Below are 25,568 nucleotides of genomic sequence, written 5' to 3'. Positions count from 1 at the left end.
ATGCACACGCAGGACCTGCTCGCAGCCGACACCGGGATGGGCGCCGTCACGCTCCGCGTGGCCGACCTCGACACGATGGTCGCCTACTACCGCGACGGCGTCGGCCTGACGGTGCTGACGAACGCGGGCGGGACCGCCGTGCTCGGTCGTGGGTCGACGCCGATCGTCGTCCTCGAGCACGCCCCCGCGATGCGGCACGCCGCTCCGCACGAGGCCGGGCTCTTCCACACCGCGATCCTGTTCGACACGCAGGCCGACCTGGCGGCAGCGCTGTACTCCGTCGCGACGAAGTACCCGCAGACCTTCACGGGCAGCGCCGACCACCTGGTCAGCAACGCGTTCTACTTCCAGGACCCCGAGGGCAACGGCGTCGAGCTGTACTGGGACCGCGACCGCACCGAGTGGTCGTGGACGCACGGGATGGTCGACATGGCGACCATCTACGTCGACCCGAACGCCTTCGTGCAGGAACACCTGACCTCCTCGGCGCTCGAAGCAGCCAGCACGCGCCCAGGCCGGGTCGGCCACGTGCACCTGTCCGTGGGCGACGTCGCCACCGCGAAGGCGTTCTACGTCGACCGGCTCGGCTTCGCGACGACCGCGGCGATGGGCGACCAGGCGCTGTTCGTCAGCGCGGGCGGGTACCACCACCACATGGCGATGAACACGTGGAACTCCCGCGGGGCCGGGCGCCGGCAGCAGGCACTCGGGCTCGGGCTCGTGCGGATCGAGGTGCCGGGCGCCGACGACCTCGGCGCACTCGTGTCCCGCATGCACGACACCGGGGTGCAGACCGCGGACGACGGTCGGACCGTGGCGTTCGAGGACCCGTGGGCGAACCGCATCGAGGTGACCGCGCCCGGTCGCGGCTGAGCGGCTCGCGCGCGGGCGGTCTGCGCCGAGGCTCGGCTCCGCGGACACGTTCGTGGTCGAGCACACGCGAACATGTCCGCCTGGCCGAGCCTCGGGCCGCACCGATGCGCAGGTGGACCCGGCAGGATGGACGCGTGAGCGAAGACATCCGGTGGGAGGTGGTCGAGGAGAGCGCACTGTCGCTCCCCGACCACGAGGCGATCGCAGCGATGCTCGGGCAGGCGTTCCCGAGCTGGTCGCACTGGTACGTGGGCGGCCGCGACTACGCCGGCATGCAGCCCGAGCGCCGCGTGGTCGGCTGGGGCGAGGACGGCACGGTGCTCGCGCACGTCGGGATCCGTCGGATGTTCGTCACGGTCGGTGGGCAGGACGTCCTGGTCGGCGACACCGGCATCGTCGCCGTCTCGCCGAGGCTGCAGGGCAGCGGGGTCGGCCGCGAACTCCTCGTCCGCACCCGCGCCGTCCTCGAGGGACTCCGCGTGCCCTACGGCTTCCTCGGCGCCGGCGAGGACCGCATCCCCTTCTACGCGCACATGGGCTGGCACGAGGTCGACGGCGCCGTCGGCACGTTCTCGGCCTTCACGGCCGACGGGGTCGGTGTGAACGAGACCGAGCAGGGCGGCTGGATGGTCCTGCCGGTCGAGGCGCAGCTGGAGGACTGGCCGACGGGCGAGATCATGCTCAACGGACAGCAGGTCTAGGAACGAGGACCGGGCCCCGCCACCAGCCGGGCGAGACCATGCTGAACGGACAGCAGGTCTAGGAACGAGGACCGGGCCCCGCCACCAGCCGGGCGAGGTCATGCGCAACGGACAGCAGGTCCAGGAGCGACAACACGACGGACGGGAGGCCCGGTACCAGCTGGTACCGGGCCTCCCGTCCGTCAGGTGGTGGCGACTACGCCTCGACCGCGACCTTCTCCGGGTCCTCGTTCGAACCGGGCGCGCTCGGCGCGACCGCGGCGCGCACGCGCGCCCCCAGGTCGGCGTCGACGCTGGTCCAGTAGGCGAACACGCGCTCGCGCAGGTCGTCGCGCGTCACCTTCGAGACGTGGCCGGCGATGTTGCCGACCAGGCGCTCACGCGCGGCGTCGTCGAGGACCTCACGGTAGAGCGTGCCGGCCTGGCCGAAGTCGTCGTCCTCCGCGTGCAGGGTCGCCGCGGAGCGCTGCAGCGCGCCGTCGGACTCCCAGCCCGGGACGTCGTCCGTCGCGGTCGGGTCGGCGTGCGCTCCACCCTGGGTGTTCGGCGCGTACACCGGCACCTCCGCCTTCTGGAAGTCGAAGCGCATGGCGCCGTCCTTCGAGTACGAGTGGACCTCGTTCTTCGGGGCGTTCACCGGCAGCTGCGCGTGGTTCGTGCCGACGCGGTAGCGCTGGGCGTCCGCGTAGCTGAAGATGCGCGCGAGGAGCATCTTGTCGGGGCTCGCCGCGATGCCGGGGACGAAGTTCGACGGCGCGAACGCGGCCTGCTCGATCTGCGCGAAGTAGTTCTCCGGGTTGCGGTTCAGCTCCATCGTGCCGACCTCGATGAGCGGGTAGTCCGCGTGCGGCCACACCTTCGTCAGGTCGAACGGGTTGAAGCGGTAGCCCTCGGCGTCCGCGTACGGCATGACCTGCACCTTGAGGACCCACTTCGGGAAGTCCTGGCGCTCGATCGCCTCGTACAGGTCGCGGATGTGGAAGTCGGCGTCCTCACCGGCGATGCGGTCGGCGTCCTCCTGCGTCAGGGTCTTGTGGCCCTGCTGCGTCTCGAAGTGGTACTTCACCCAGAAGCGCTCGCCCTCGGCGTTGATCCACTGGTAGGTGTGCGAGCTGAAGCCGTCCATGTGGCGCCACGACGACGGCAGGCCGCGGTCACCCATGAGCCACGTGACCTGGTGGGCCGACTCCGGGGAGAGGGTCCAGAAGTCCCACTGCATGTCGTGGTTGCGGAGGTGGCTGCCCGGCAGGCGCTTCTGCGAGCGGATGAAGTCGGGGAACTTGATGCCGTCGCGGATGAAGAACACCGGGGTGTTGTTGCCGACGAGGTCGTAGTTGCCCTCTTCGGTGTAGAACTTCAGCGCGAAGCCGCGGGGGTCGCGCCAGGTGTCCGGGGAGCCCTGCTCACCGGCGACGCTCGAGAAGCGGGCGAGCATCTCGGTCTGCTTGCCCGGCTGCAGGAACGCGGCACGGGTGTACTGCGACACGTCGTGCGTGACGGTGAAGGTACCGAACGCACCGCCGCCCTTCGCGTGGACGACACGCTCCGGGACGCGCTCGCGGTTGAACTGGGCGAGCTTCTCGACAAGGTAGTGGTCGTGCAGGGCGAGGGGGCCGTCGGCGCCGACACCCATGGAGTGCTGGTCGCTCGAGACGGGGGCGCCGGAGTTGGTCGTCGTGGTGGGGGTGCCGGCGGGGCCGGTCGTGTTCTGGTCGGACACGGTTCCTCCTCAGGTGGAACGGTTGGTTCGGTCAGGATGGTTCGGGTTGCTCGTGGGGCGCGTCACGTCGGTGTCGCGCCGGGCGGTCTCGTCCGACTCCGGACGTCCCGCCGGCGTCAGGCCGTGACGACCTGGGCGTCGTCGCGTTCCGCCGCTGCGCAGCGTTCGCAGATGCCCCAGTACGTGACCTCGGCCGTCGTGACGGCGAAGCCGTGCGTTTCCGACGGCGTGAGGCAGGGGGCGTGGCCGACGGCGCAGTCGACGTCCTCGACCGCGCCGCACATCGTGCAGACGATGTGGTGGTGGTTGTCCCCGGTGCGCCGCTCGTACCGCGCCGGACTGCCCGCGGGCTCGATGCGCCGGACGAGTCCTGCGCCGGTCAGGGCGCCCAGCACCCCGTAGACGGCCTGGTGGCTCGTCGTCGGCAGCTCGACCGAGACCGCGGTGAGGATGTCGTCCGCGGTCGCGTGCGGCATCGATCCCGAGGCACGCAGGACGGCCAGCCGGGGCGTCGTCACCCGCAGGCCGGCAGCCCGGAGCAGGTCGGCGTCGGCGTCCATCAACTTCTTTCTCTTGCATCGGTCAAGACAAGCTCCACCGTACACGGTCGTGGGCTCGGGGCCCAGGGGGCGGCGTGCTGCGCGTGTCGGCGCGCCATCCGGCCGTGCCCGTCCGCAGCGGCGGTGTGACCCCCCCTCCCCCACGGCGACTCCGCGCGCGACTCTCAGGACGATGTATGCCGCTGCTGGCATGCGATGTGTCACGATCCGGTCGCGATCCGCTGGGACGATGCTGATCCAGCCGGTCGGGCGCTAGCGTCACGGCATGTCCACGAAGCAGGGGCCTTCGTCGCGGATCGACTCCGTGCCGGCCAGCAGCGCTCAGGACGTCCGGGGGATCATCGCGCAGCGGGACCTGGTCGTCGACCTCATCAGGACGGCGTGCGTCGTCCTCGTCGTCGTCGTGCACGTCACGATGGTCGGCGTGGCCGTGTCGGCCGATGGCATCGGTGTCACGAGCCCGCTGCAGGAGGCGGCCTGGTACGTCCCCGCGACGTGGGCGGGCCAGGTGATGCCGCTGTTCTTCGCCGTCGGCGGGTTCGCGAGCGCGGTCGGGTGGCGCAGCACGCTCGCTCGGGGCGGCGGCGCGCGGGACTTCGTGGCGACGCGACTCGTGCGGCTCTACCGCCCGGCGGTGCCGCTGTTCGTGGTGCTGGCACTCGGCCTGGGGATCGCGACGGCCCTCGGCACCCCCGCGGAGCTGCTCGCCGAGGTCGCGTTCGGCATCGGCTCGCCGCTCTGGTTCCTCGCCGCGTACGGCATCACGCAGTGCTGCGTGCCGGTGATGGCACGCCTGCACGCGCGGGCGCCGTTCCGCACGCTCGGTGTCCTGCTGGTCCTCGCGACGGCCGTCGACACGCTCCGCTTCGCGACCGGCACCGCCGAGGTCGGACTCCTCAACCTCGGCCCGGTGTGGCTCTTCGCGCAGCAGCTCGGGTTCCTCTGGGCAGACGGCTGGTTCGCCCGCCGCTCGAGGCTGCTGCTCGCGGCCGTCGCGCTGGTCGGGTACGCCCTCCTCGTCCCGCTGACGAGCGTCGGACTCTGGGCGCCGGACATGCTGCAGGACCTCAACCCGCCGATGCTGCCGCTGGCGGTGCTCGCGGTGTCGCAGGTCTGCCTCGTGCAGCTCGTGCACCGACCGCTCACCCGACTGATGCAGACCCGGCCGGCGCAGGCGACCGTGTTCGTGCTCGGTCGTGACGGCATGGCGATCTACCTCTGGCACCTGCCGCTGTACATCGCCCTCAACGGCGTCGCGCTGTTGCTCGCCGTCCCGTTCCCCGACCCGGGTTCCGTGCCGTGGTGGGCGACGCGGCCGATCGCACTCGTCGTCGTGCTGGCCGCGGCGATCGGTGTGGCCAGGGCGCTGCGCCGGTGGGACCGCCCGCTCCCCCGACTGCAGCCGGGGACCGACCGGGCGGGGTGGCCCGTGGTGACCGTCGCAGCGCTGTGCACGATCGGTCCGGCGTTCGTCGTGATGCAGTGGCACCTGTCCTTCGGCGTCGCGGTCCTCGGCGCGGTCGCCGTGCCGGTCGGGGTGTGGTTGCTCGGCCGGACCCGGCCCGCCCGGACAACCTCGGCAGCCGTGGGACCAGTGGGCACCTGAGCCGATCCTCACCGCCGCTGCGCATCGGCCCGGCTGCGGCGGGGTCCGACGGGCGGAGGATGACGGAGCCGGCTCGTCCGGCCCGACACCAGGAGGCACCCCACGCCCGAACCCGCCGAGTTCTGGAGCACCTGGCACGTCGATCCCCTGGCTGCGGTGCTGCTGGCGGTCGCCGCGGTGACCTACGGCTGGTGGCTCGTCGGCGCTCGACGCCGTGGGGCCCGGTGGTCCGCCTGGCGCACCGCGTCGTTCCTGGTCGCACTGCTGCTCTTCGCCGTGCTGCAGTTCGGCATCGTCGGGCGGTACGACCAGACGCTCCGGTGGGCGTTCACGCTCCGGCTCGCCCTGTTGTTCTTCGCGGTGCCGACCTTCGCCGCCCTGGCCGCTCCCGTGTCCCTGCTGCGCCTGGGCGGACCCGCGCACTGGTCCGCCGTCGCCGACCGCGTGGTGCACTCCCGGCCGATCCGGGTGCTCGGCAACGCGATCGTCGCCCCCGTGGTCGGGCTGGTGCTCTTCGCGGTGCTGCTCACCCCGCTGTCCGCGGTCGTGCGCGAGTCGAGCGTGTGGGCCGCGTTCATCACCGTGTCCGTGCCGGTGCTCGGCTTCACGGTGCTCGGGCCGCTGTCCGAGCCGGGGGTCCTCCGGAGTTCGACGTTCGTGACGGTCGAGTTCCTGCTCGCCTTCGTGGAGCTGCTGCTCGACGCGGTCCCCGGCATCGTGCTGCGGGTGTCGAACCACGTGCTCGACGGGTCGCTCGTGCACGCCGTGGGGCAGCCGTGGTTCCCGTCCCCCCTGCGCGACCAGCACCTGGCGGGTGACCTGCTGTGGTTCATCGCCGAGGTCGCCGACGTCCCGGTGCTCGTGATGCTGTTCGTGCGGTGGCAGCGGACGGACCGCCGCGAGGCCCGCTCCGTGGACGCCCTGTCCGACGAGGAGATGGCCGAGCTGACCCGGGCGCACCTGCAGCGGCGGGGGTGAGCTGGGTCCGGGGGGGGTCGTGCGGCGCCGTCGTACGACAGATGGGCTGTCGTACGACGACGATCCTGTCGCACCAGTCCCCGCCGATCCACGCTCTTCCGCTCTGGACGGCAAGAACGACAAGACCGCTGTCGTACGACAGCGGTCTTGTCGTTCTACACCGGCACGACCCGGACGACTGCCCCGCAGCGTCAGCGCGCCGCGGCCTCGGGCTCCGCCGCGCCGGGCTGCGTCTCGACCGCGCCGGTCTGCTTCCACGCCGTCGTCTGCTTCGGCTTCGCCAGGAACAGCGCCGCGACGATGGCCGCCACGAGCACCACGGCCGGCAGCACGAGCGACTGCCCCATCGCCGTGGCGAACGGCTGCTGCAGGAACTCCGGCAGCGCGCCGACCTGCTGCTCCGCACCGCCCGAGCCCGTGCCCGACCCGGACGGGAAGTTCGCCGTGATGCGCGCCTCGATCAGCGCCGCGATGCCGGCCGAACCGAGCACCGCACCGATCTGCCGCGTGGTGTTGTAGACGCCCGACCCGGCACCCGCGAGCGCCGGCGGCAGGTTGCGCGTCGCCGAGACCGAGAGCGGACCCCACATGCAGGCGTTCGCGAGCCCGAGGAGCGCGCTCGGCAGCAGCGTCCAGCCCCAGCCCGCACCCGACCACAGCAGGGCGCCGAACCAGAACAGCCCGCCGGAGAAGCACGCGAGGCCGAACGAGCCGACCCACCGCGGGTTCCACTTGTTGAGGTTCTTGCCGACGAGCGGTGCGAGCGCGGCGGACAGGACGGCCTGCGGCACGAGCAGCAGGGCGGCCTGGGTCGGCGAGAAGCGCAGGACGTCCTGTGCCCAGAGCATGATCGGCAGCGCGAACGACGAGATCGCGACGCCGACGGCCGTGATGGCGATGTTGGCGAGCGTGAAGTTGCGGTCCTTGAACAGGCCGAGCGGCAGCAGCGGCTCGCCCTTCTGCACGCCCTGCCACACCACGAAGGCGGCGAGCACGACGATGCCGGTGATGATCAGCGACCAGACCGAGATCGGGCCCGTGATGGTGCCCCAGTCGTAGGTCTCGCCCTCCTGGATGCCGAAGACGAGCAGGAACATGCCAGCGGCGCTGAGCACGATGCCCAGGTAGTCGAAGCGGTGTCCGTGCCGCTCGAAGCGGGGGACGAAGCGCTGCGCGAGCACGAACGCGACGACGCCGACGGGGACGTTCACGAAGAAGATCCACTCCCAGCCGAGGCCGTCGACGAGCAACCCACCGACGATCGGGCCGACGAGCGATGCGACGCCGGCGACGGCGCCCCACAGCCCCATGGCCGCACCGCGGTTCTGCGGCGGGAAGATGCGCGTGATGACCGCCATCGTCTGCGGGGTCATCATCGCGGCACCGAGGCCCTGCACGACGCGGGCGAGGATGAGCACCTCGATCGATCCGGCGAGGCCGCACCACAGGCTCGCGAGGGTGAACACCACGAGACCCGCCTGGTACAGCACCTTCGGGCCGAACCGGTCGCCGAGGCGCCCGGTGATGAGCAGCGGCACCGCGTACGCGAGCAGGTAGGCGCTCGTCACCCAGATGACGGCGTTGATGTCGGCGTCGAGCGCCTGCGCGATCGTGGGCGTCGCGACCGACACGATGGTCGAGTCGACGAGGATCATGAAGAAGCCGACGACGAGTGCCCACAGCGCGGGCCACGGCTTCTTCCCGTGCTGCAGGTCGGCGGACGTTGTGGAGGTCATCGAGTGGTGTCCTGGTCCTTCTGTGGTGCTGGGTCGGGGACGGCGGGGCCGTCCCAGGGGATGTCGCCGCTCGCGATCCGGTCGGCGGTGGCGGTGAGCCACTCGATCTGCGCGGTGAGCATGCCACGCACGTACGACACGTCGAGCCAGTAGCGCTCGGCGAGCTGCTTGGCCTGGAGGCCCGTTGCGGCTTCGTCGTACCCGGCACGTTCCGCGCGGAGTGCGGCAGCACGTGCGCGCATCGCGGTCACCGCGTCGGTGGCGGTCAGGTTGTCGACGTGGGACACCGCGAGCTGGAACTCGGGGTACTCGTCGGCGGGCTCCGCGATCATGCGCCGGAGTCCGGCGTCGAGCTCCGCGCGGCCGTGGTCGGTGATGGCGTAGGTGGTGCGCTCGGGCCGGTTGCCCTCGCGCGCGGTCCCGAGCGCCTCGGCGTACCCGAGGTCCACGAGGCGTCCGATCTGGTGGTACAGCGTGCTCGGCCGGACCTTGACGTTCTGGTCCTCGTGCCGGTGGAGCATCGTCTGGAACATCTCGTACGGGTGCATGGGCGCCTCGGCGAGCAGGCCGAGCGCGGCGAACGCGAGGGGCGTGAGCGACGCCATCCGTGCCTCCAGACCATGTTCGCGAGCGATTATTCGACTTGGAACATACGCCTTGGACGACTTCTCCACAAGCGGCCCGGCGCGGCGCGCGCGGCCCGTAGACTGATGCCGTCCCACCCAACCCACCCAAGCGCTGGAGTGAACACGTGCCAACCATCGTCGTCGAGGTCATGCCCAAGGCAGAGATCCTCGACCCCCAGGGCAAGGCGGTGGGCAACGCCCTCGCCCGTCTCGGCAAGGCCGACCTGACCGACGTCCGCATCGGCAAGCGCTTCGAGATCGCCGTCGACGGCCCGGTCGACGACGCGAAGCTGGCCGAGGTCCGCGACATCGCGGCCGACGTCTTCTCGAACGCCGTGATCGAGGACGTCGTCTCCGTCACCGTGCAGGACGCGTGACGCGGATGCGCATCGGCGTCATCACGTTCCCGGGCTCGCTCGACGACCGCGACGCCCAGCGCGCGGTCCGCCTCGCAGGAGCCGACCCCGTCGCGCTCTGGCACGGCGACCACGACCTGCAGGGGGTCGACGCGATCGTGCTCCCCGGTGGGTTCTCGTACGGCGACTACCTGCGTGCCGGCGCCATCGCGGCGAAGGCCCCGATCATGGCCGAGGTCATCGACGCCGCAGGCAAGGGCATGCCCGTGCTCGGCATCTGCAACGGGTTCCAGATGCTCGCCGAGGCCCGCCTCGTGCCCGGCGCCCACACCCGCAACGCGCACCAGCAGTTCATCCGCCGCGACCAGAAGCTCCGCGTCGAGACCGCCGGCACCGCCTGGACCTCCGGGTTCAGCGCCGGGCAGGAGATCACGATCCCGCTGAAGAACGCCGACGGCCGGTTCGTCGCCGACGCCGACGAGATCAAGCGCATCGAGGACAACGGCCAGGTCGTGTTCCGCTACGTCGGGGTGAACCCGAACGGGTCGATCGACGACATCGCGGGCGTCTCGAACGAGCGCGGCAACGTCGTCGGGCTCATGCCGCACCCCGAGCACGCGACGGAGCCCGGGTTCGGCCCGGACACCCCCGCGGCGATGGCCTCCGGCACGGACGGCCTCACCTTCTTCACCTCCGTGATCGAGTCGACGCTCGTCAAGTGACGACGACTCCGACGAACACGACTCCAGTGACAGGGAACGACAACACCGTGACGACCCACGTTCGCCCGAAGCCCGACACCGTCCAGGACGCCGCCGCCACCCCCGACAAGGAGCAGCCGTACGAGGCACTCGGGCTCAAGGCCGACGAGTACGCGAAGATCCGCGAGATCCTCGGCCGCCGCCCCACCTCGGGCGAGCTCGCCATGTACTCGGTGATGTGGTCCGAGCACTGCTCGTACAAGTCGTCGAAGAACTACCTCCGTCAGTTCGGCAAGAAGGTCACGCCGGAGATGACGAAGAACCTGATGGTCGGCATGGGCGAGAACGCCGGTGTCGTCGACGTGGGTAACGGTTGGGCGGTGACCTTCAAGGTCGAGTCGCACAACCACCCGTCGTACGTCGAGCCCTACCAGGGCGCCGCGACCGGCGTCGGTGGCATCGTCCGCGACATCATCTCGATGGGCGCGCGCCCGGTCGCCGTGATGGACCAGCTGCGCTTCGGTGCGATCGACCACGAGGACACGGCGCGCGTCGTGCACGGCGTCGTCGGCGGCATCTCGTTCTACGGCAACTGCCTCGGCCTGCCGAACATCGGCGGCGAGACCTACTTCGACCCGGTGTACCAGGGCAACCCGCTCGTCAACGCGCTCGCGGTCGGTGTCCTGCGGCACGAGGACCTGCACCTCGCGAACGCCTCCGGTGCCGGCAACAAGGTCGTGCTCTTCGGTGCCCGCACGGGTGGCGACGGCATCGGCGGCGCGTCGATCCTGGCGTCCGACACCTTCACCGAGGGCGGCCCGACCAAGCGCCCGGCGGTGCAGGTCGGCGACCCCTTCGCCGAGAAGGTCCTCATCGAGTGCTGCCTCGAGCTGTTCCGCGAGGAACTGGTCGAGGGCATCCAGGACCTCGGTGCCGCTGGCATCTCCTGCGCGACGAGCGAGCTCGCCTCGAACGGCGACGGTGGCATGCACATCTCGCTCGACGACGTCCTGCTGCGCGACCCCACGCTCACGGCCGAGGAGATCCTCATGTCCGAGAGCCAGGAGCGCATGATGGCGGTCGTCCGCCCGGACAAGCTCGACGCGTTCCTCGCGGTCGTCGGCAAGTGGGAGGTCGAGACGAGCGTCCTGGGCGAGGTCACCGGCACCGGCCGTCTCGTCATCGACTGGCAGGGCCAGGAGATCGTGAACGTCGACCCGCGCACGGTCGCCGTCGACGGTCCGGTGTACGACCGCCCGGTCGCCTACCCGTCGTGGATCGATGCGCTGCAGGCCGACACCGCCGCCTCGCTCGAGCGTCCGACCGACGGTCCGGCCCTCAAGGCGCAGTTCCTGCAGCTGCTCGGCTCGCCGAACCTCGCGTCGAAGAACTGGGTGACGAACCAGTACGACACCTACGTGCTCGGCAACACCGCGCTGTCCTTCCCCGACGACGGCGGCATGATCCGCGTCGACGAGGAGACGGGGCTCGGCGTCACCGTCGCGACCGACGCCAACGGCCGCTACTGCCAGCTCGACCCGAAGCAGGGCGCGCGCCTGGCGCTGGCCGAGGCGTACCGGAACGTCGCCGTCACCGGCGCCGTCCCCGCCGCGGTCACCGACTGCCTGAACTTCGGCTCGCCGGAGAACCCCGAGGTCATGTGGCAGTTCTCCGAGGCCGTCGAGGGCCTGGCGGACGGCTGCATGGAGCTCGGGATCCCGGTCACCGGCGGCAACGTGTCGTTCTACAACCAGACCGGCACGACCCCGATCCACCCGACGCCCGTCGTCGGTGTGCTCGGCATCATCGACGACGTCGCCCTGCGCGTGCCCTCGGGCTGGCAGGACGACGGCCACAACGTGTACCTGCTCGGCACGACGAGCCTCGAGCTCGACGGCTCGGCGTGGGCCGGCACCGTCCACGGGCACCTCGGTGGTCGCCCGCCGGCGGTGGACCTCGACCGCGAGAAGGCCCTGGCGGACCTGCTGCACGCGGCATCCGGCGAGCAGCTGCTCACGAGCGCCCACGACCTGGCGGACGGCGGCCTCGGCCAGTCCCTCGCCGAGTCGGTCCTGCGCTTCGGGATCGGCGCACGCGTGGTGCTCGACGAGCTCGAGGAGCGCGACGGCGTCGACACGGCGACCGCGCTGTTCTCGGAGTCGACGGGTCGCGTCATCGTGACCGTGCGCCGCGAGGACGACGTGCGGTTCCGCGGGCTGTGCGAGGGTCGCGGCTTCCCGGTGCTGCGCATCGGTGTGACGGACGCCTCCTCCGGCACGCTCGAGGTGCAGGGCGCGTTCGAGGCGTCGATCGACGAGCTGCGGGGCACGCACGGCGCGACGCTGCCGGCGCGCTTCGGCGACGTGATCGTCGAGGACGTCACCGAGGGCTACGTCGGGCGCGGGCCGCTCGACGACCACGGTTCGTTCTCGCCGCGCACCGACAGCTGACGGCGACCAGGAGCACCGCGACCGCATGCCGATCGTCACCCTGCCCTTCGTCGAGCTCGTCGACCGGTTCGGCCCCGTGCCGGACGGCGTCGAGCTCGACGTGTGGGACGTCGAAGGCCCGTACGACCGCCCCGAGGACGTCGCGCTCACGCTGCTGCCGTTCTACTTCGCGGGTCGTCACCGGTGGCAGTTCGTGCACGACCTGCCGAACCTGCGACTCCTGCAGCTGCCGAGTGCCGGGTACGAGCACGCGCTGCCGCACGCCCCGGCACACGCGCAGGTCGCGAACGGCCGCGGCATCCACGACGACGAGACGGCCGAGCTCGCGGTCGGTCTGGCGCTGACCTCGCTCCGCGAGATCCACGCGTTCCAGGCCGACCGCGCCGCAGGGGTGTGGGACGTCCGCACCACCCGCTCGCTCGCCGATCGTCGGGTCACGGTGGTCGGCCACGGGGCGATCGGCGCTGCGATCGCCACGCGGTTCGAGGCGATGCGGTGCGACGTCACCGTCGTGGCGCGCACTGCACGGGAGCAGGACGGTCGGCACGTGCACGCGTTCGGGGAGCTCCCGGAGCTCGCGGCCCGGACGGACGTCCTCGTGCTCATCACCCCGCTGACCGACGAGACCGAACACCTCGTCGACCGAGACCTGCTCGCTGCGCTGCCCGACGGCGCCCTCGTGGTGAACGTCGCCCGCGGACGGGTCGTCGACACCGATGCCCTGGTGGCGGAGCTCCAGCGCGGGCGGCTGTCGGCAGCGCTCGACGTGACCGACCCGGAGCCGCTCCCGGCCGGGCACCGGCTCTGGACGACGCCGAACACGGTGCTGACGCCCCACGTCGGTGGGAACACGGACCTCAGCGTGCCGCGGACCCTCGAGCTCGTGCGACGCCAGGTGTCCGCGCTGGCAGCGGGCCGGCCCTTCGCCAACGTCGTCCACGGCTGACGCCCGGCTCCCTCAGCGCAGCGGCAGCGCCATCCCGAGGCTCGGCGCGACGTCCTCGAACCCGAGCGAACGGTAGAGCCGCTGACCGGGCGGGTCCCCGACGAGCGTGATGTAGGCGCCTTCCGGCGCGCGGGACCGGATGTCCGCCACGAGCCACTCGACGACGACCCTCCCGAGCCCCCGGCGCTGGTGGTCCGGATCGGTGGCGATGTCGGCGATGTGGAAGTACCACCCGCCGTCCCCGATCGTGCGGCCCATGGCGACGGGGACCCCGTCGGTGTCGACGACGTGCACGGCCGACCAGCTCCCCGCGATCGCCCCGGCACCCTGCGCAGCGTCCTTCGGCGACAGACCGGAGTCCTGCCGCAGGCGCAGGTAGTCGTCCAGCGGCGGCGGCCCGACCACCAGGCGGTACCCGTCGGCGAGCACGCCCGACGCACCGGCCCCGGCCACGGGCACGGGCACGGGCACCCCAGCGCCAGCACCATCCCCGGCCCCGGCCCCAGCGCCGGCCCCGGCCCCGGCCCCGACCTCGGTCACGACCTGGCCGGCACCGGCACGATGCACGCGGGCGACCCGACGGCGATCTGCGCCACGGTCTCGCCCGGCACCCCGTCCGACCCCACGGGCAGCACGGCGATCGCGTCGGACATCTGGTTGGCCACCAGCAGGTACCCGGGCACCTGCGCGAAGTGCCGCGGCCAGACGCCGCCGCACGACGCCGACCCGACGACGGTCAGCCCGTCGTCCGCGGTGTCGAGCACCACGATCAGGTCCCGGCCTCGGACCGCGACGACGACCCGTCCGGCCCGGTCGACCTCGACGTGGCTGAGGAGCGACTCCCCCACCTCGCCCTCGAACGCCGGCACCGACGCGATCGGCCGCAGCGTCCCGGAGTCGTCGCGGCGCAGGCGGTACACGCGTCCGTCGAGCTCACCCGCGACGACGAGGTCCGCGTCGGCCCCGGCCCCGAGCCACGCCATGTGCCGCGGCCCGACCCCGGGCCCGAGGTGGTGCACGCGCACGAGCTCGATCGCAGGCTCCGCCGTCACTCGGAACTCGTGGAGTGCGTCGCCGCCGAGGTCCGCGACGAGCACGGTGCCGTCGGGCGTCGCGATCGACTGGTGGGCGTGCGGCCCCTCCTGCCGGTCCTCGACGGGCCCCTCGACGTCGGGCAGCACGCCGGTGACGAGCGCCGACTCGGGGACGACGACCCGGTCCGCGCTGCCGTGGGTCCCGACGACACCGTCGCTCGCGGTCACCGAGGCGGCGTGCGACTCAGCGGCCTCGAGCGACACGGCCGTCACGGTGCCGGAGACGTAGTTCGTGACGACGAGCGCACCGGAGGGGTCGACCCGCGCGTGGCAGGGCGCGTCACCACCGGCATCGGCATCCCACCGGTGCTCGAGCGCACCACCGGCGTACCGGAAGGCGGAGACGCGACCGTCCGCGGTCTCGGACACGGCGTAGACCCGGTCGCCGGAGAGCGCGAGGAACGAGGGGTCGTCCATCACGGCGACGGTGGAGGCGGTGGTCCCGTGCACGACCGAGATGCCGGTCGCGTTTCCACCACCCGTCGCCGTGTACGACCCGACGAGCAGGTGCAGGTCGGCGAGATCCTGCGGGAAGCCGTCGGCTGGGATCCCGGCAGCAGGCCCGCTCACCGCTCGCCGCCGGCGATGCGCTCGTGGTGGTGGATGACCTCGGCGACGATGAAGTTCAGGAACTTCTCCGCGAAGGCGGGGTCGAGGTGCGACTCGGCGGCCAGCTGTCGGAGCCGCGCGACCTGCACCTGCTCCCGCCCCGGGTCGGCGGCCGGCATGCCCGCCTCGGCCTTCAGGTAACCGACCCGCTGGGTGTACTTGAAGCGCTCGGCGAGCATGTGGATCACGGCGGCGTCGATGTTGTCGATGCTCTGCCGGATGCTCGCCAGCTCGGCGACCGCATCGTCGTGGACGGGTGTGGACTCGTCGGCACTCATGGCCGCAGCCTACCGGCGGGCCTCCGCCGAGCGGGCTGGTGTGACGAGCGGACACGAGCACTGCTCCGGGGCTGCGAGAATGGAGGCCATGTCGGTCCTGCTCGTGATCTCGGGCGTGTGTGCGGTCCTCGCGGGCCTCGTGCACGTGTACATCTTCTTCCTCGAGTCCGTCGCATGGACGAGTCCTCGCGTGCGCCGCGTGTTCGGCATCGCCTCGGAGTCCGAGGCGCAGGCCACCCGCTCCCTCGCGTTCAACCAGGGCTTCTACAACCTGTTCCTCGCCATCGGCGCGATCCTCGGCGTCGTGCTGGTCGTCACCGGCAGCGGTGCGACGGGGTGGACCCTCGTGGTGTTCTCGAGCGCGAGCATGCTCGGCGCCGCGGTCGTCCTGGCCGGCACGGGTCGCCGGTACCTGAACTCGGCGTTCGTGCAGGGCTCGCTGCCGCTCATCGCCCTGCTCTTCGCGTTCATCGGCTCCACCTTCACCGCCGCGTAGCGGAACGCGCGGAACGGCACCAGACGTCGGACGGGAGGCGCGGTGCCGCCCCGCACCGTGCCTCCCGTCCGGCGGCCGCGCACCATTCGTCGCCGCCGGTCGCCACGCCCCCGCACGCCCCGCACGCAACGAGGGACGCACGCAACGGGAGACGCCGGGTCGCGACTCGCGACCCGGCGTCTCCCGTACTCCCCCTGTGGCGGTCGGTCAGCCGACCTTCTTCGCGAACTCGTCCGGCAGCCGGTCGAGCGCCCACTCGATGGCGGCGGTGGTGCCGAGCGAGAACGCGTTCGACACGTCCGCGTCGTCGACGACGATGGAGTGCCCGGCCTCGACCGACGGCACCTTCTGGAACAGCGGGTCGGACTCGGCCTTCGACGCGTCGACGTAGATCGGCAGGACGACGGTCAGGTCGGCGTCGAGCAGGTCGAGGTTCTCCTCGGACAGGCTCACCGAGAACGCGTCGCCGGCCTGCTGGTCGACGGCCTTCGGGATGGTGAAGCCGAGCTGCTGCATGAAGGTGGAGCGGCTGTCCTTCGAGGCGTACGCGCCGAAGCCGTCCGCCGTGTACGAACCGACGACGGCGGTCTTGCCGTCGAACTCGGGGTGCGCCTTCCGCGCCGCCGCGTACGCGTCGTCGAGGTCGGTCAGCAGCTTCTTGCCCTCGGACTCCTTGCCGAGTGCACGCGACACGAGGTCGACCTGCTGCTCGGTGGTGGTGAGGTAGTTCGCGCCGCCCTTCGGCACCGCGACGGTCGGCGCGATCGCCGAGAGCTTCGCGTAGCGGTCCTTGTCGCCCGAGCTCTTCGTGTCGAGGATGAGGTCCGGCTTGAGCTTGAGGATCTGCTCGTAGCTGGGCTCGAGCGTCTGGATGATCGTCGGCTTCTTCGTGTACGCGTCCTTGAGCCACGGCCCGACGCCGTCGCCACCGAAGGCGAGCCAGTCGCTGGCGCCGACGGGCTGCACGCCGAGTTCGAGCGCCGTCTCCGCGTCACCCCAGCCGAGGGCGACGACGCGCTTCGGCTGCGAGGGGATCTCGGTCGTGCCGAGTGCGGTCTGGATCGAGACGGGGAACGCGCCGCCCGAGCCCGAGGCACCGTCGGACGCGGCGGGCGACGAGGAGCCGGAGGTGCACCCGGCGAGGACGAGGGACGCGGCGACGACGGCGCCGGCGGCCGCGAGCACGCGGCGGACGCGGCGCGCTGAGGGGGAGGTTCGGATCACGCAGGTAAGGCTACCCTAAGCACCCCAGTCGAGGGCGCTGAGCGGCTAGGCTCCGGACGTGGAGTTCACCGACCCCGACCGGACCCGGCTGGCCGTGCTGGGCTCCCCCATCGCGCACTCGCTCTCCCCCACGCTGCACTCGGCGGCCTACGACGCGCTCGGGCTGCCGTTCACGTACGGGAGGCACGAGGTCGCCTCCGGTGGGCTCGACGCGTTCGTCGCGGGGCTGGGTCCCGATTGGCGCGGGCTCAGCCTGACCATGCCGCTCAAGCGGGACGTGCTGCCGATGCTCGACCGCACCACCCCGCTCGTCGACGAGCTCGGGGTGGCCAACACCGTGGCGTTCCGGCAGGAGGGCGACCGCGTCGTCCTGGCCGGCGCGAACACCGACGTCGAGGGCATCGTCCGACCGGTGGAGGCACTCGGGCACCTGCCGGGCGAGGCAACGATCGTCGGCGGTGGGGCCACTGCGGCGAGCGCCCTCGCGGCTGCGGTGCGGCTCGGCGCGGTCGACGTGCGGCTCTTCCTCCGCGACACCGCGAAGGCCGGCTCCCTCGTGGACCTGGCGGTGCGCCTCGGGGTGACGCTCGAGGTGCTGCCGATCGACTCGCTGCCGGGGACGCGGCACGGGTTCCTCGTGTCGACGCTGCCCGGCGGCGCGGCCGATCCGCTCGAGCTGCTGCCCTCCGGGCCGGACGCGGTGCTGTTCGACGTCGCCTACGAGCCCTGGCCGACCGCCGCGGCCGGACGCTGGGCCGCTGCCGGGGGCCGGGTGCTCAACGGGCTGGACATGCTGACGGAGCAGGCGATCGGGCAGATCCGGTTCTTCGTGTCCGGCGACGACACCGAGCTGCTGCCGGACGAGGCCGCGGTCCGACGGGCGATGCGGCTCGCGGTCGGGCTGCCGGCGACCATCACCGCCTGACGATCAGCGCTCAGGCACCACGGTTCAGGCGACGACGCCGTCGACGGTGAACCACGGTTCAGACGATGACCCCGTCGACGGTGAACCACGGTTCAGGCGACCACACCGTCGACGTAGAACCACCGCCCCTGCTCGCGGACGAACTCGCTCGTCTCCTCGAGCGTCCCGCGGTCGTCGTCGGTGCGCCACCACGCGCGGAAGGCGACCTGCCCGGCGGAGTCGAACGGACCTCCCGACCGGGTCGACACGATGTCCAGGCGCGTCCAGCGCTGCGTCGGGTCGAGCGTCAGCTCGTCCGGCCGGGTGCGCGGGTGCCAGGTGAGCAGCAGGTACTCCGGCAGCCCGAGCGCGAACGCGGTGAACCGGGAGCGCATGAGCCGCTCGGCGGTCGGGGCGGCGGCACCGGCGTGCAGGGGCCCGCAGCACTCGCCGTAGGGGTTGCCGCTCAGGCAGGGGCAGCGCTGTTCGTCGTCCACCCGGGCACGCTAGCAGCGGCCGGTCCTCGCAGCCTCGCGGCGTAGAAGGGTTCCGTGTACCGACTCGGATGGCAGGTGTTGCGCGGGCGCCTCTGGGAGGTCGTCGACGCGGCGCGGGCCCGTCGTGCCCTGTGGTCCGCGGGAGCCGTCGCCGCGGTCGCCCTCGTCGTCTTCGTCGCGACGGAGTGGGCGTGGGCCTGGGTGGGCCCCGGCGTCCTCCGCCCGGTCGCCGCGATAACCTTCGCGACGCTCGGAGTCCTCGCGGTGGCGTTCTCGTGCTTCCCGACGGCTCGCGAGATCGGTCCCGAGCTCCGGATCAACGGGCGACAGGTGCGACCCGACTGGCAGCTGTCCGTCCGGTGGTCGGTGCAGCCCTACATCGGCCGGCGAGCGCAGCCGATCGCGCCCGAGGACCGCGAGGCCGTCCTGATCGACGTGCCGCTGTTGCAGCGTGGACTGGTGCGACGGCTCTCGCGGCTCGGGCCGCTCCTGGTGGGGGCGGCCTCCGGCGGGATCACGGCGCTCGTCTCCGGACAGGTCGAGGTCTTCGTGATCCTGTGGCCCTTCGTGTACCTCTTCACGCTCCCGGACATGGTGGCGCGGCTCGGACTCGCCGAACGTGCCCGTCTCGCGGCGCTCGAGACGGCACCACCCGCGCCGGGGCACCGTCCGCTCCGGCGACGGCACCCCCACGGGTCGAAGGTCCGTCTGCCCGGCGAGTGACGGCCGCGGGCGCGCACCACTGTCGGCCGCGGCGGGCACACTGGGCGCATGTGTGGAAGGTTCGTCGTCTCCGACACCACGGCCGATCTGCTGCCCGAGCTCGTGGGTGAGCTCGCGGCGCGCACCGAGCACGTCGACGAGGACACCGGCGAGGTGCACGCCGGCCTCGCTCCGAGCTGGAACGTCGCGCCGACCGACCCCGTGTACGCCGTCCGGCAGCGCCACGGGCAGCGCCAGCTCCCGCAGATCAGCTGGGGCTTCGTACCGAGCTGGGCGAAGGACTTCCGGAAGCAGCGGCCGAAGCCGATCAACGCCCGCATCGAGACGGTCGCGACGAGCGGCATGTTCAAGCGGGCCTTCGCGACGAACCGGTGCATCGTCCCCGCGCTCGGGTACTACGAGTGGGTCGTGCGCGAGGACGGCAAGGAGCCCCACTTCGTGCACGAGCCCGACGGCGCTCTGGCGATGGCGGGCATCGTGAGCGCCTGGCCGGACCCGACGAAGCCCGAGGACGACCCGGACAAGTGGCGGCTGTCGCTCGCGATCATCACCCGCGACGCGCACGTCGCGCCCGGCGAGGTCCACGACCGGATGCCGGCGTTCCTCACCCCGGACGGCTACGACGACTGGCTGGACGGCGACCTCGGCTCCGACGACCTGCTCGCACTGCTCGACCACGAGTCGCTCGCGGTCGCGGCCGGGCTCGAGCAGTACGAGGTCTCCCGCGCGGTGAACAGCGTGCGGAACGACGGCCCGCAGCTCATCGCACCCATCGGGTGAGCGCTGCGCGCCACGGGCCCGTCCGCTGACCCCCGAGGGCACGGCGACCCGACGTCGGGTCGCCACCACGGACGACGGACGGGAGGCCCGGATCACGTGCGCCTGTCGGCTGACGTGATCCGGGCCTCCCGTCCGGTGGTGGGGTGCGGTCGTCAGGACCCGCTGCGGCGGCGCGTCCCCGTCACGACGGCGGTACCGTCACCTCGGCGGCGGACCACCAGGAACGCCCCGGCCAGGACCATCGCGACCGCGGCCAGGCCGAGTCCGACGAGTCCCGTGGTGCCGGTGAAGGCGAGCTTTGCGATGTGCGCGACCGCTGCGATCCCGGTGGGGTAGGACACCTCGATGGTCGCGCGGACCAGCTGCGCGGCACTGTCGAGCACGGTGTAGTCGATCGAGGTGCGCGCTGCCCAGCCGTGCTCGGGGGTGAACACGACCTGGCCGCGGTCGACCTGCCAGGTGCCCATGCCCTGCACGACGATCCGGTCGGTCGGTGCGCCGGTGGCCGGGTCGACCAGGTGCAGCGTGGTCGCCACGAAGTGCGCTCCGCCACTGGCGTGGTCGTTGTCGATCGGGCGGATGGTGACCGGGTGGCCCACGGCACCGACAGCCGAGTCGTCCGTGGCGGTGGCGGCCGCGACGACCGTCATGACCGCGGTGGCCGTCGTCGTCTGCCCGGAGGCGTCGGTCACCGTGTAGGTGAACCGGTCCGTGCCGGTGAAGCCGTCCGCGGCCTCGTACAGGTACGAGCCGTCGCGCTGCACCGAGACGGTGCCGTGCGCGGGCTTCCGGTCGAGGGCGGCGGTCAGGCCCGTCCCCCGGTCGTTGCCGAGCAGGCCGTGCCGGGCGTCACGGGCGACCGGGGTGCCCGCGACGGTCCGTGCGCTGTCGTCGACGGCGTCGATCCCGACGGTGATCCACACGGTGGCGTCCGCGGCCTGGCCCTCCAGGTCGTGGTCGCGGTACGTGACCGAGTCCACACCCGAGAAGCCCTGGTCCGGCGTGTAGACGAACGTCCCTGCGCCGGCGATGCGGACCGTGCCGTGCCGAGCCGTCCCCGCGGACACGACCCGCAGGGCCGAGCCGTGGTCGTTGCCGAGCACGCCCGGGTCGACCGCCGTCACCGGGGTGCCGGCGGCGGTGCTGGTGCGGTCGTCGGTCGCGACCGGGGTGACGGTGATCGTCACGAGGCCGGTCGACGTCGAGCCCTCGGCGTCCACCGCGGTGTACGTGAAGGTGTCGGTGCCCGAGAAGCCGGCAGCCGGCGTGTACACGTACGAGCCGTCCTTGCGGAGCTCGACCGTGCCGTGCTCCGGCTGCCGGTCGATCTTCGCCCAGAGCCCCGCGCCGGAGTCGTCGGTCAGGACGCCCGAGGCCGCGGACACCCGCAGCGTGCCGTTCGTGGTGGTGGTGCCGTGGTCGGCTGTCGCGACGTTGCCGACCAGGACCGTGACCGTGGCGGTCGCGGTCTGCGCGGCGGCGTCGGTCACCGAGTACGTGAACGTGTCCGTGCCGGACCAGCCCGTCGTCGGCGTGTAGACGAGCGAGCCGTCCGCCGCGGTGGTCACCGTGCCGTGGCGCGGAGCCGTGTGGTCCGTGACCGTGAGCCCGGCGCCGTGGTCGTTCCCGGTCAGCACGGTCCCACCGAGCGCGAGCGGGGTGCCGGCGGTGGTCTGCAGCACGTCGTCGGTCGCGGTGGGTGCGACGGTGACGCGCACCGTGGCGGTCGCGGTCGAGCCGGCGGCATCGGTCACCGTGTAGGTGACGGCGTCGGTGCCCGAGAACCCGTCGGCGGGCGTGTAGGTCACGCCGGTGTCGCGGGCGGCCGTGCCGTCGGTGCCGGTCGTGTCGGAGATCCGGACGGTGCCGTTCGCAGCCGTGCCGACGCCGGTCACCCGGAGCGCGGTGCCCTTGTCGTTCTCGGTCACGGCGACGTCGACCGGGGTCCCCGTCGTGGTCGTCGCGGTGTCGTCGACGGCCTTCGGTGCGACGGTGATCGTGACGGTGCCGGTCGTGGTGTTCCCGGAGCCGTCGGTGATCGTCACGTCGAAGGTGTCCTTGCCGGAGTACCCGGGCTCGGGCGTGTACGTGTACGAGCCGTCCTTCCCGACCTCGACGGTGCCGTGGCCCGGGTCCGTGTTGTCGGTGACGGTCAGGCCGGTGCCGGTCGCGCCCTCGAGCACGCCCTTGTCTGCGGGCACCACGAGGGTGCCGTCGGCGGTGGCGTCGGCGTCGGTCGCGGCGACCACGGGCGTGATGGTCACCGTGACGGTGCCCGCGGCCTGCTCGTCGTTCGCGCCGGTGACCCCGTACGGGAAGGTCGCCGTGCCCGAGGTCCCCGGAGCCGGGGTGTACGTGACGGTGCCGTCGGCGTTCAGCACGACGGTGCCGGCGCTGGGCTGCCCGACCGACGTGACGGTGAGGCCGGAACCGTGGTCGTTGCCGGTCAGGTCACCCGAGGTCACCGTGACGGGCTGGTCGGCCGCGGTGCGGATCCGGTCGTCCTCGGTGCGGGGCGTGACGGTGATCGTCACGAGCCCGGTGCTCTTCTCGTCGGTGTCGGACGCGTCCTTCGCCGTGTAGGTGAAGCGGTCCGAGCCCGACCAGTCCGCGGTCGGCGTGTAGGTGTACGAGCCGTCGGCGGCGAGGTCGACCGTGCCGTGCAGCGGCTGCTCGTCGATCGTCGCGGTCAGGCCGGTGCCATGGTCGTTCGCCAGGACGCCCTCCGCCACGGGGACGGTCAGCGTGGTGGACGCCGGGACGGTCGCGGAGTCCGCGGTGGCCTGCGGTCCGACCACGACGACGACCCAGGTGGAGTCGGTGCCGCCCGAGGCGTCACGGACGTCGTACCAGAACGAGCCGGTACCCGAGAAGCCGTCGGCAGGGGTGAACACGGCGTTGCCGTCCGCGTCGAGCACGACCGTGCCGTTCGAGGCCTTGCCCACGCCGGTGACGGTGAGCCCGGTACCGGAGTCGTTGCTCGTCATGGCCGTCGCCGCGACGGTGACCGGGGTGCCGGCCGTCGTCGAGGTGGTGTCCGGGCGGGCGGTCGGCGAGACCGCGATCGTCACGGTCGCCGGCTGCGACGTCCGGCCGGAGCCGTCGGTCACCGTGTAGGAGAGGGTGTCGGTACCGGACCAGTCGCGGGCCGGGGTGTACTCGACGGCACCGTCCCCGTTCACGACCGCGGTGCCGTGGGCCGGAGCCGTGGCGATCCTCGGCGTGAGGTCCGTACCGGTGTCGTTCGCCGCCGCGTCGATCGCGACGGGACGGTTCGCCGTCGTCGCCGCGCGGTCGTCGGAAGCGACGGGCACGACCACCACGGTGACGGTGCCGCTGACGACCGTGCCGGCGCTGTCGGTGGCCTGGTAGGTGAACGTGTCGGTGCCGGAGAACCCGGTCGCGGGCACGTAGGAGTAGGTGCCGTCGGGTGCCAGCGTCAGCGAACCGTGCGTCGGCTCGGTGTTCGAGCGGATCGTCAGGCCGGTGCCGCGGTCGTTGCCGAGGACGCCGTCGGCGCGGGTCGTCGCCGTGGCGGTGCCGCCTGCGGGCAGCGTGATCGTGTCGTCGACCGCCGCGGGGCGCACGAGGACGGTCACGGTGACGGTGTCGGACTTCCCGTTGCCGTCGGTGACCGTGTAGTCGAAGGTGTCGTCACCGGAGTAGCCGTCGGCCGGGGTGTACGTGTACGAGCCGTCCTTCCCGACGGTGACCGTGCCGTGTGCGGGCTGGGTCGAGCCGGTGACGGTCAGGCCGGTGCCCTGGTCGTTGCCGAGCAGGCCCGGGGCACCGACGGTGGTCGGTCCGCCGGCGGTCACGGTGATCGCGTCGGCGCCGGCCGCGGGCAGCACCGTCACGGTGACGGTCGCCGTCGTGGTGGTGTCGTTGCCGTCGGTCGCGGTGTAGGTGAAGGAGTCGGTGCCCGAGAAGCCGGGGGCCGGGGTGTACCGGTAGGACCCGTCCTTCCCGAGCTCGAGGGTGCCGTGCGTCGGGTCGGTGTGGCTCGTGATGGTCAGGTCGCTGCCGCCGTCGTTGGCCAGGAGGCCCTTGGTCGCGTCCGCCGTCGAGGTCCCGCCGGCGTGCACCGAGAAGGCGTCGTCGGCGCCGGTCGGCTGGACCGTCACGGTGACGGTGCTCGTCGCGGTCTGCCCGGAGGAGTCCTTCGCCGTGTAGGTGAAGGAGTCGGTGCCGGAGAAGCCCGCGGCCGGCGTGTACGTGTAGGACCCGTCGGCACGGACCGTCGCGGAACCGTGTGCGGGCTGCGTGTTCGAGACGACGCTCAGGCCGGTACCGCTGTCGTTCGCGAGCACACCGTCGGCGGCGCTCTTCATCACCGCGGTACCGGTGGTCGTGGTCGCGGTGTCGGCGGTGGTCGCGACGTGTGTGGCCTTCACGGTGTTGGCGAAGGTGACGACGATGTCGCTGCCGTCCGCGGTCGTCGCGTGCGGGAACACGAAGGACGCGTTGTTGCCGCTTCCCGATGCAACGGTCCGACCGCTGTTCAGCTCGACCGCCTGCCAGGTCGTGTCGTAGTTCGCGAGGTCCGTCGTCCCCTTGGCGGACTGCGTCGCCGTGTAGGTCGTGTCCGGCAGCGTCAGTACGGCACCGGCCTTCGGCGTCTGCGCGCCGGCACTCGTGCTCGTCGTGTCGGCGGTGTTGCCCGCGGAGATCTGATCGCCGTCGACGCGGAGACCGAACTGGTCGCCAGCGTTCCACCGCTCGTCGACGCTCGACTGCGCGGCGAGCGTGTTCGCGTAGTTGCAGGTCGCGAGGTCCGACGGCTGGAAGTCCCCACCGATGGTGAAGCTGTCGACCTGCTTGCCGGAGCTCGGGTTGATCTTGTACATCGTGGTGCCGATGGACGCGTAGAGGTAGCCGTCGGACGAGAACGCGATGCCCGGGCTGCCCCCGGCGTCGGCCTGGTTGCTCGGCAGCGTCGCGACCAACGAGGTCGACAGCACCTGTCGACCGGCGGAGGTCGGCACGGTCTCGACGTCGACGCGACGGACCTGGTTGCCGGTCACCACGAACAGCAGGCCGCGGGTGCTGAAGGCCATGTCGCCGTTCATGCCCGTCTGCAGGTTCCCGAGGGAGCCGACCTGGCCGATGCGGGTCTTCGTGTTCGGGTCGTACGCGCCGAGGTAGGCGCTCGCCCCGTTGCCCGCGTAGTAGTACAGGCCCGTCACCGGGTTGACCGCGCCGCGCAGCAACGCACGCGCGCCGGAGGGGTCGGCGTTCTTGACGTCGGGGAGCCGCTGCTCGTTGACCGCGTCGTACGTGGTGATGGTGTTCGCGCTGCCCGCGGGCGTCGTCCCGTTGAACGACGCGTAGGCGGCGACACCGTTCTTCGCGAGTCCGAGGGCGTTGTTGCCCGGGCTCATGCTCGCCTTGACCTCGGAAGCGTGGCTCGTCACGTCGATGGACGCGAGGTTACCCGCACCGTTGATCGCGTACACGGTGTTCTGGTCGCAACGGAGTCCGGACGCAGCCGCAGCCGGGTCGGCCACCACGGCCTGGGTGAGACCGACGGCGCCGAGCAGGGCGACGCCGAGCATGGCGACGGTACGGATACCGGGTCGTGGGCGCGCGTGAGCGCGTGCGGGCACACGGGTGCCCTGGTGCACAGGCAGCATGAGTCACTTTCGGGTCGAGACGATGCCGACGCCGAGCTGTCGTGACGGTCCGTGCAGAGGGACGGTCGCTGGCGTCG

General features: G+C 72.0%; 22 protein-coding genes. 12 read left to right on the top strand and 10 right to left on the bottom strand.

Annotated features, from left to right (window positions below):
* Entirely contained in the window at positions 1 to 873 is an 873-nt protein-coding gene (locus tag ACH0A8_RS11380) for a VOC family protein (protein WP_400428185.1), read from the top strand.
* Between the two features lie 134 nt (positions 874 to 1,007).
* On the top strand, positions 1,008 to 1,574 hold the full coding sequence (locus ACH0A8_RS11375) for a GNAT family N-acetyltransferase (RefSeq protein ID WP_209684035.1): 567 nt from the start codon (positions 1,008 to 1,010) through the stop codon (positions 1,572 to 1,574).
* Between the two features lie 196 nt (positions 1,575 to 1,770).
* On the opposite strand, the gene ACH0A8_RS11370 is transcribed toward ACH0A8_RS11375, so the two are convergent.
* The gene (locus ACH0A8_RS11370) at positions 1,771 to 3,294 is read right to left on the bottom strand and encodes a catalase (protein WP_271826246.1); all 1,524 of its coding nucleotides are present in this window, start codon (positions 3,292 to 3,294) and stop codon (positions 1,771 to 1,773) included.
* Between the two features lie 116 nt (positions 3,295 to 3,410).
* Positions 3,411 to 3,854, bottom strand: a complete 444-nt coding sequence (locus tag ACH0A8_RS11365) for a Fur family transcriptional regulator (protein ID WP_066652134.1) — start codon at positions 3,852 to 3,854, stop codon at positions 3,411 to 3,413.
* A 265-nt stretch (positions 3,855 to 4,119) separates the two neighbouring features.
* On the opposite strand from ACH0A8_RS11365, the gene ACH0A8_RS11360 reads away from it, so the two are divergent.
* Together ACH0A8_RS11360 and ACH0A8_RS11355 are read left to right on the top strand one after the other, a co-directional pair.
* Positions 4,120 to 5,460 carry an acyltransferase gene (locus ACH0A8_RS11360; RefSeq protein ID WP_406907228.1) on the top strand — a complete coding sequence of 447 codons (1,341 nt, stop codon included), beginning with the start codon at positions 4,120 to 4,122 and terminating at the stop codon, positions 5,458 to 5,460.
* Positions 5,461 to 5,616: 156 nt separating this feature from the next.
* Positions 5,617 to 6,438: a cytochrome c oxidase assembly protein gene (locus tag ACH0A8_RS11355; RefSeq protein WP_406907227.1), complete on the top strand. Its 822-nt coding sequence runs from the start codon at positions 5,617 to 5,619 to the stop codon at positions 6,436 to 6,438.
* Between the two features lie 191 nt (positions 6,439 to 6,629).
* On the opposite strand, the gene ACH0A8_RS11350 is transcribed toward ACH0A8_RS11355, so the two are convergent.
* Both ACH0A8_RS11350 and ACH0A8_RS11345 read right to left on the bottom strand, forming a co-directional pair.
* On the bottom strand, positions 6,630 to 8,174 hold the full coding sequence (locus ACH0A8_RS11350) for a DHA2 family efflux MFS transporter permease subunit (RefSeq protein ID WP_144411226.1): 1,545 nt from the start codon (positions 8,172 to 8,174) through the stop codon (positions 6,630 to 6,632).
* A complete protein-coding gene (locus ACH0A8_RS11345) occupies positions 8,171 to 8,779 on the bottom strand; it encodes a PadR family transcriptional regulator (protein WP_066652130.1) in 609 nt (202 codons plus the stop codon). Before ACH0A8_RS11345 ends, ACH0A8_RS11350 begins: the two co-directional genes overlap by 4 nt.
* Positions 8,780 to 8,925: 146 nt before the next feature.
* Here ACH0A8_RS11345 and purS point away from each other — a divergent pair, with 146 nt between their 5' ends.
* Genes purS through ACH0A8_RS11325 form a run of 4 tightly spaced genes read left to right on the top strand, consistent with a single transcriptional unit; the run spans position 8,926 to position 13,253 of the window.
* Entirely contained in the window at positions 8,926 to 9,177 is a 252-nt protein-coding gene (gene purS / locus ACH0A8_RS11340) for a phosphoribosylformylglycinamidine synthase subunit PurS (protein ID WP_066652126.1), read from the top strand.
* 5 nt (positions 9,178 to 9,182) lie between these two features.
* Positions 9,183 to 9,878, top strand: a complete 696-nt coding sequence (purQ, locus tag ACH0A8_RS11335) for a phosphoribosylformylglycinamidine synthase subunit PurQ (protein WP_066657734.1) — start codon at positions 9,183 to 9,185, stop codon at positions 9,876 to 9,878.
* Between the two features lie 47 nt (positions 9,879 to 9,925).
* Positions 9,926 to 12,307 carry a phosphoribosylformylglycinamidine synthase subunit PurL gene (gene purL, locus ACH0A8_RS11330; protein WP_326496517.1) on the top strand — a complete coding sequence of 794 codons (2,382 nt, stop codon included), beginning with the start codon at positions 9,926 to 9,928 and terminating at the stop codon, positions 12,305 to 12,307.
* A 25-nt stretch (positions 12,308 to 12,332) separates the two neighbouring features.
* Positions 12,333 to 13,253, top strand: a complete 921-nt coding sequence (locus ACH0A8_RS11325) for a 2-hydroxyacid dehydrogenase (protein ID WP_406907226.1) — start codon at positions 12,333 to 12,335, stop codon at positions 13,251 to 13,253.
* Positions 13,254 to 13,265: 12 nt separating this feature from the next.
* Here ACH0A8_RS11325 and ACH0A8_RS11320 read toward each other — a convergent pair whose 3' ends face one another.
* The 3 genes from ACH0A8_RS11320 to ACH0A8_RS11310 all read right to left on the bottom strand — a co-directional run bounded on the left by ACH0A8_RS11320 (position 13,266) and on the right by ACH0A8_RS11310 (position 15,234).
* Positions 13,266 to 13,718: a GNAT family N-acetyltransferase gene (locus ACH0A8_RS11320; protein WP_406907225.1), complete on the bottom strand. Its 453-nt coding sequence runs from the start codon at positions 13,716 to 13,718 to the stop codon at positions 13,266 to 13,268.
* Between the two features lie 71 nt (positions 13,719 to 13,789).
* A complete protein-coding gene (locus tag ACH0A8_RS11315; RefSeq protein WP_406907224.1) occupies positions 13,790 to 14,917 on the bottom strand; it encodes a lactonase family protein in 1,128 nt (375 codons plus the stop codon).
* Positions 14,914 to 15,234 carry a chorismate mutase gene (locus ACH0A8_RS11310; RefSeq protein WP_066652113.1) on the bottom strand — a complete coding sequence of 107 codons (321 nt, stop codon included), beginning with the start codon at positions 15,232 to 15,234 and terminating at the stop codon, positions 14,914 to 14,916. The genes ACH0A8_RS11315 and ACH0A8_RS11310 overlap by 4 nt, the downstream gene beginning before the upstream one ends.
* Before the next feature lie 88 nt (positions 15,235 to 15,322).
* Between ACH0A8_RS11310 and ACH0A8_RS11305 the strand changes: the two genes are divergently transcribed.
* Positions 15,323 to 15,730 (top strand): DUF1304 domain-containing protein, encoded by a 408-nt coding sequence (locus tag ACH0A8_RS11305; protein ID WP_200884129.1) that lies wholly within the window; start codon positions 15,323 to 15,325, stop codon positions 15,728 to 15,730.
* 207 nt (positions 15,731 to 15,937) lie between these two features.
* Here ACH0A8_RS11305 and ACH0A8_RS11300 read toward each other — a convergent pair whose 3' ends face one another.
* Positions 15,938 to 16,954, bottom strand: a complete 1,017-nt coding sequence (locus tag ACH0A8_RS11300) for an iron-siderophore ABC transporter substrate-binding protein (RefSeq protein ID WP_066652111.1) — start codon at positions 16,952 to 16,954, stop codon at positions 15,938 to 15,940.
* Positions 16,955 to 17,012: 58 nt separating this feature from the next.
* Here ACH0A8_RS11300 and ACH0A8_RS11295 point away from each other — a divergent pair, with 58 nt between their 5' ends.
* On the top strand, positions 17,013 to 17,879 hold the full coding sequence (locus ACH0A8_RS11295; protein ID WP_406907223.1) for a shikimate dehydrogenase family protein: 867 nt from the start codon (positions 17,013 to 17,015) through the stop codon (positions 17,877 to 17,879).
* Positions 17,880 to 17,971: 92 nt separating this feature from the next.
* On the opposite strand, the gene ACH0A8_RS11290 is transcribed toward ACH0A8_RS11295, so the two are convergent.
* Complete coding sequence (locus tag ACH0A8_RS11290; RefSeq protein ID WP_406907222.1) at positions 17,972 to 18,355, bottom strand: YchJ family protein; 384 nt, start codon at positions 18,353 to 18,355, stop codon at positions 17,972 to 17,974.
* 54 nt (positions 18,356 to 18,409) lie between these two features.
* Here ACH0A8_RS11290 and ACH0A8_RS11285 point away from each other — a divergent pair, with 54 nt between their 5' ends.
* Both ACH0A8_RS11285 and ACH0A8_RS11280 read left to right on the top strand, forming a co-directional pair.
* Complete coding sequence (locus ACH0A8_RS11285; protein WP_406907221.1) at positions 18,410 to 19,078, top strand: hypothetical protein; 669 nt, start codon at positions 18,410 to 18,412, stop codon at positions 19,076 to 19,078.
* 48 nt (positions 19,079 to 19,126) lie between these two features.
* Positions 19,127 to 19,858: an SOS response-associated peptidase gene (locus tag ACH0A8_RS11280; RefSeq protein ID WP_406907220.1), complete on the top strand. Its 732-nt coding sequence runs from the start codon at positions 19,127 to 19,129 to the stop codon at positions 19,856 to 19,858.
* Between the two features lie 152 nt (positions 19,859 to 20,010).
* Here the strand turns inward: ACH0A8_RS11280 and ACH0A8_RS11275 are convergent, their stop codons facing one another.
* Complete coding sequence (locus tag ACH0A8_RS11275; RefSeq protein ID WP_406907219.1) at positions 20,011 to 25,413, bottom strand: Ig-like domain-containing protein; 5,403 nt, start codon at positions 25,411 to 25,413, stop codon at positions 20,011 to 20,013.
* Positions 25,414 to 25,568: the final 155 nt, after the last annotated feature.

The sequence above is a fragment of the Curtobacterium sp. 179-B 9B NHS genome, assembly GCF_045370965.1.
Classification (GTDB): Bacteria; Actinomycetota; Actinomycetes; order Actinomycetales; family Microbacteriaceae; genus Curtobacterium.
This window is presented reverse-complemented; position numbering and strand designations above follow the sequence as displayed.